The organism is Polynucleobacter sp. 35-46-11, assembly GCF_002281105.1.
Genome location: NZ_NCFJ01000141.1, coordinates 1 through 5415, shown reverse-complemented (window position 1 = coordinate 5415; position 5415 = coordinate 1). Strand labels below are relative to the sequence as shown.

The window sequence follows — 5415 nt, the reverse complement described above, 5'->3', positions numbered from 1 at the left end:
ATGAAGTTGCAGGATCCACTCAAGACAGTGAATGAGTTGATTCAGCTCGAAGATGGCAAAGCTATTCAGAAGAATGATCGCTGCTGCGGTGAGTCTGGAACGCTTGCTGTGACTCGCCCCGATATTTCAACTCAGGTCCGTTTCCGTAAGCAGATCGAGATGGAGAAAGCTGCCAATGAATTACGTAAAGATGATTTCACTGGCGATGTCAAAGTGCTAACAAGCTGCCCTTCTTGCCTACAAGGCCTTACCCGCTTTGATGCGGATAGTGATACGACTGCTGATTACATCGTAGTTGAAATGGCGCAAAAATTATTGGGTCCTGATTGGATGCAGGATTATGTGACCAAGGCAAATCAAGGCGGTATTGAAAGGGTATTGGTTTAATGATTCCAACGAATGTTGTAGTACATCAGCAGTCAAAAGTTTTAGAGCTGTCCTATGAGAACGGCAATACTTATCGCCTTCCTTTTGAGTTCTTAAGAGTAGTTTCGCCCTCGGCTGAGGTTCAAGGCCACGGGCCTGGACAGGAGACTTTGCAAACCGGTAAACGTGAAGTCCTCATCGCTAATATTGAGCCAGTAGGTCATTACGCTTTGAAGCCTTCTTTTTCAGATGGCCATGATTCTGGTTTGTATTCATGGGATTACTTGCAATTTTTGTGCGAGAACCAAGAAGCACTTTGGAAAGAGCATTTAGATAAATTAGCTGCTGCTGGATTAGACCGAGATGCTCCAATGGGCGTTGCTGGTGGCAAGTCTTGCGGTAGTCATTGAGTATTTCATTAGATAGAGCAAAGAATATGAGTAAGACTCACTTTGGATACCAAAGCGTTGATGAGGCTGAAAAAGCAGGTAAGGTCGCAGAGGTATTTCACTCTGTAGCTAGTAAATACGATGTGATGAATGACTTAATGTCATTCGGTCTTCATCGCTTGTGGAAGAAAGTCACCATTGCTCGTGCGCAAGTTCGCCCTGGGCAAAAAGTTTTAGATATCGCTGGTGGTACAGGTGACTTGGCTGCGGCATTTGCACGTGCGGCAGGATGGGGTCATAACCCAGAGGCGCAAGTGTGGTTAAGCGACATTAATGCTTCCATGCTTGGAGTTGGTCGCGATCGTCTTCTAGATCAAGGCTTGGCTTTGCCCTGTGTTCAGTTTGATGCAGAGAAAATCCCTTTTCCCAATAATCATTTTGACGTGGTGACCGTAGCCTTTGGTTTGCGCAATATGACTCACAAAGATGTTGCCTTGACAGAGATGTTGCGGGTCATTAAGCCGGGTGGTCGAGTTCTGGTGCTGGAGTTTTCTAAGCCAGATGCTTTTTTACAGCCAGTCTATGACACATACTCATTCAAGGTTTTACCTTGGTTGGGTGAAAAAATTGCCCAGGATTCTGAGAGCTACCGTTATTTGGCTGAATCTATTCGGATGCACCCAGATGCGCAAACCCTCAAGGAAATGATGCTGCAGGTCGGTTTTGATGAGGTGGATACCCATAGGATGACTGGGGGTATCGTTGCGCTCCATATTGGTATTAAATACTAGTGAATTTGTAGTTTTTAGCAGTCGAGAATTAAAGAAGTTTCATAGGAGATTAAAAGATGAATAAGCATTTTTTCAAGGCAACCTTATTAAGTATCAGCTTAATTTTTGCCACGGTTGGTCATGCTGATGCCGCTCGTTTAGGTGGCGGTAGAAGTATTGGTAAGGCACCAAGTGCGCCAATGCAAAAACAGGCAGCTCCTGCACAAAAACCAGCTCAACAAGCTCAACCAGCTACACCAGCCACGGCTCCTAAAGCACCGGCACCTAGTCGCTTTGGCGGCATGGGTGGAATTCTCGGCGGGCTTGCTGCGGGATTGGGCATCGGTTACCTCTTATCTCATTTTGGTTTGGGTGAGGGCGCCGCTTCTTTGATTACTGGATTGCTGATTGCAGCCTTAGCAGGTTTTGCCATCATGTTTGTAATGAGAAGAATGATGCCTGCTTTATCGGGCGCTAATAAAGGTCCTCAAGTGGCTTCCCAGGGAATGCAGCGTGCCAATATGGATCAGGTACCAAGGCATGAGCCTGCATTTACACCAGCTGCAAATGCTTTTGGCGGTATTGCTAGTGAGCCAGCGCCATTCCAATCCACCTTGCCACCCGGTTTTGATGAATACGCATTTTTGGATAATGCAAAGCAATATTTCTCCACCCTGCAAAAAGCATGGGATCAGGGTGATTTAGCTGCTTTGCGTGAGTACACCACGCCTGAAATGTTTGCAACGATTGAGCAAGACCTATCAGGTCGTGCTGATAGTGCTAACCAAACTGATGTAGTTACCCTCAATGCACAGTTATTGGGAATTGAAACGGCAGACAATACTTATTACTGCAGCGTTCAGTTCACAGGCATGATTCGTGAACAAGCAGGCGCACAAGCAAATAATTTTTCTGAAATCTGGAACTTAAGTAAGCCTGTAAGCGGTCCTGGAGGCTGGGTACTAGCGGGTATTTCTCAGTTAGTTTAAGCTTGAGGTACTTTCCCTTGAAAGCCCGCACTTGTGCGGGTTTTTTACGCTTATGACTACCGCTTCTTCTGCAACTCATCACATTGCCGCTTCTGCTGCCTCTCAAGGCATTAATCACGTGCTTAAAGCCGAGCCATGGGCTATGGCAGAGTTGGCTCGACATGCTGGCAAAGTAATTTTGCTGGGTTTGCCAATCGGCAACTTGTGTTTTGAGATAGCGCCCGAGGGCTCTTTGGTTGCTGTGAGCAATATTGATGCTCCATCTCTTGAGTTGGAAGTCTCTTCTGAGGTGCTGAGCGTTTTGGCTGGAGGTTCAGGTAATTTACGAGAGCAGGCTATGAAGTCCGTCAAGATCACTGGCGATGCTGACCTAGCGCAATTATTAGGTCGCTTGGTAGGACAAATTCGGTGGGAGTATGAAGAAGATCTGGCGCGCTTCATCGGGGATGCGCCTGCTAATTTTGCTGTACGCCAAGGTAAGAAATTCGTTTCTGCCGGGAAAGCTGCAGCGACTGACTTACTTGAGAATGTCATTGAGTATGTCAGCGAGGAAAGAAGAGTGCTTTTGAATAAACGAGATTTTATGATTCATAAAGATGAATTAAACGCTTTGCGTGATGCAGTTGATCGTATAGAAAAGCGCATCCAAATTTTAGAGCGAAAAGGTTAATTCATTGTGCGTCGTCTAGCCCGCCTTTCCTTTATTTTCTTTACTGCATGGCGCTATGGCATGTTGCCATTACTGCGCGATATTCTGAAGCCTGGTATTCGTCGTGGCATATTGACCGTCATTTGTTGGACCTCTCCAGGCCAATCTTTACCTAGAGGTGAGCGGATTCGTTTGACCCTGGAGGCGTTGGGTCCAATCTTCGTGAAATTTGGGCAAGTACTTTCTACGCGTCGCGATTTATTGCCTGAAGACATTGCCAACGAGTTGGCGAAACTACAGGATCAAGTCCCGCCTTTTTCTAATGAAGAATCTTGCCGCCTCATTGAACAGGCGCTTGGACAATCCATCGAGGAGGTATTCATTAGTTTTGATGCAACTCCCGTGGCTAGTGCCTCTGTAGCCCAAGTGCACTTTGGCTTATTACGTGGAACTGAGAAGCATCCAGAGTGGGAGGGTCGCGCAGTTGCTATTAAAGTTCTGCGCCCTGGCATTCTGCCAATCATTGATGGCGATCTTGCTTTGCTTTATGACTTAGCAAAAATTATTGAGAGACTCTCTGAGGATGGGCGTCGCTTAAAGCCTCGTGAAAATGTTGCTGAGTTTGACACCCACTTGCATGATGAATTGGATCTGATGCGCGAAGCAGCAAACGCAAGTCAGTTGCGTCGCTACTTTGTCGATTCAAAGAAGCTGATGATTCCAGAGATGTATTGGGATTTATGTCATACGAATGTCATTGTGATGGAGAGGATGGATGGCATCTCGATTGGACGAACAGCAGATTTACGTGCTGCTGGCGTTGACTTCAAAAAGCTTGCAGCTGATGGCGTAGAAATATTTTTCACCCAAGTATTCGAGCATGGCTTCTTTCATGCGGACATGCATCCTGGCAACATCATGATCAGTCTTGAGCCAGAAACATTTGGTAGATTTATTTCTTTGGATTTCGGTATTGTTGGCGCGCTGAGCCAGTCTGATAAGAGTTATTTGGCATTAAATTTCCTCGCCTTCTTTAATCGCGATTACCGTCGCGTTGCTGAATTACATATTGAGTCCGGTTGGGTTCCGGCAAATACGCGTGTTGAAGAACTTGAGGGAGCGGTGCGTTCTGTTTGTGAGCCTTACTTTGATCGCCCACTGAAAGAAATTTCCTTGGGGATCGTGCTGATGCGTTTATTCCAAACTTCCCGACGATTTAAGGTGGAAATTCAGCCGCAACTCACTTTGCTTCAGAAGACCTTATTGAATGTTGAAGGTCTTGCGCGTCAGCTTGATCCAGACTTAGACCTCTGGAAGACTGCAAAGCCAATTTTGGAAAAATGGGTCAGTCAGCAGCTTGGTTGGCGAGCTTTGGTTGACGGCATTAAGGCTGAGGCGCCAAGTTGGGCGCAAATCTTGCCGACCCTGCCGCGTTTGATTGCGGAGAGTTTGGCGCAGGCACGCATCCCCCGTAGAGAGTCAAATGCTGAATTGGAGGTCTTAAAAGGCCTTTTATTGCAGGAAAGACGTACCCATCGCCTCTTGGCGGGTGCTTTGCTATTTGCCGGCGGTTTTTTGGCTGGGATTCTGATAATCGGCCTTGGTCTTTACTAGTCTGTCGCCTGCCGGCGCTTAAACCGCTAAAATGCCAGGTTAGGCAAAGTTCAAGCATAGGCAAATGAAAAAATACTTCATCGCAGGCATTCTGGTGTGGGCACCAATGTCAGTCACCATTTGGGTGATTGCATGGGGTTTGGGCCTGCTCGACGGTGTTTTTGGCTCTGTTATGCAAGCCCTTATCACCATTTTCCCCAATCAGTTTGCTGGAGATTTACGGCATTTCCGTGAGTTGCCGGGTGTCGGCATTCTGATCGTTGTTGCAGTCATCATGATTACTGGATTACTTGCAATTAGTTTTGCAGGGCAATGGTGGCTGAAGATATGGCACCAGTTCATGAATCGCATTCCTATTGTGCGATCAATTTATTCCAGCGTTCAGCAGGTCTCCTCCACACTATTTTCTGGTAGCGGCCAAGCTTTTAGTAAAGCATTATTAATTCGCTATCCCCATGCAGATTCTTGGGCGATTGCATTTCAGACTGGCATGCCAGCAAAAGAAGTGGCTGCGAAGTTGGGTGAGGACTATGTCAACGTATTCTTACCAACCACACCAAATCCGACTTCTGGATTTTTTATGATTGTCCCTCGTGCGAACACCATTGAATTAGAGATGAGTGTCGAAGCGGCGCTCA

The 5415-nt window shown here is 46.6% G+C and carries 7 protein-coding genes; all 7 read left to right on the top strand.

Going from position 1 to position 5415, the window contains the following annotated elements; translation table 11 throughout:
• Positions 1-387 (top strand): DUF3400 domain-containing protein (locus B7Y67_RS10220; RefSeq protein ID WP_293598554.1); only part of this gene is annotated, 387 nt, incomplete at its 5' end.
• On the top strand, positions 387-776 hold the full coding sequence (locus tag B7Y67_RS10215; RefSeq protein WP_293598553.1) for a DUF971 domain-containing protein: 390 nt from the start codon (positions 387-389) through the stop codon (positions 774-776). The genes B7Y67_RS10220 and B7Y67_RS10215, both read left to right, overlap by 1 nt.
• A gap of 26 nt (positions 777-802) precedes the next feature.
• A complete protein-coding gene (ubiE, locus tag B7Y67_RS10210) occupies positions 803-1546 on the top strand; it encodes a bifunctional demethylmenaquinone methyltransferase/2-methoxy-6-polyprenyl-1,4-benzoquinol methylase UbiE (RefSeq protein ID WP_293598552.1) in 744 nt (247 codons plus the stop codon).
• A 56-nt stretch (positions 1547-1602) separates the two neighbouring features.
• On the top strand, positions 1603-2514 hold the full coding sequence (locus B7Y67_RS10205) for a Tim44 domain-containing protein (RefSeq protein ID WP_215302107.1): 912 nt from the start codon (positions 1603-1605) through the stop codon (positions 2512-2514).
• A 52-nt stretch (positions 2515-2566) separates the two neighbouring features.
• Positions 2567-3184, top strand: coding sequence for an SCP2 sterol-binding domain-containing protein (locus tag B7Y67_RS10200; RefSeq protein ID WP_293598551.1), 618 nt, complete (start codon positions 2567-2569; stop codon positions 3182-3184).
• A 6-nt stretch (positions 3185-3190) separates the two neighbouring features.
• Positions 3191-4777, top strand: coding sequence for a ubiquinone biosynthesis regulatory protein kinase UbiB (gene ubiB, locus B7Y67_RS10195; protein WP_293598550.1), 1587 nt, complete (start codon positions 3191-3193; stop codon positions 4775-4777).
• Positions 4778-4841: 64 nt separating this feature from the next.
• A partial coding sequence (locus B7Y67_RS10190) for a DUF502 domain-containing protein (RefSeq protein ID WP_293598549.1) occupies positions 4842-5415 on the top strand: 574 nt, incomplete at its 3' end.

Coding starts and splice junctions, on each gene's coding strand:
- B7Y67_RS10200 (WP_293598551.1), top strand. CDS start 2,567: ATGACTACCGCTTCTTCTGCAACTCATCACATTGCCGCTTCTGCTGCC.
- B7Y67_RS10215 (WP_293598553.1), top strand. CDS start 387: ATGATTCCAACGAATGTTGTAGTACATCAGCAGTCAAAAGTTTTAGAG.
- B7Y67_RS10205 (WP_215302107.1), top strand. CDS start 1,603: ATGAATAAGCATTTTTTCAAGGCAACCTTATTAAGTATCAGCTTAATT.
- ubiE (WP_293598552.1), top strand. CDS start 803: ATGAGTAAGACTCACTTTGGATACCAAAGCGTTGATGAGGCTGAAAAA.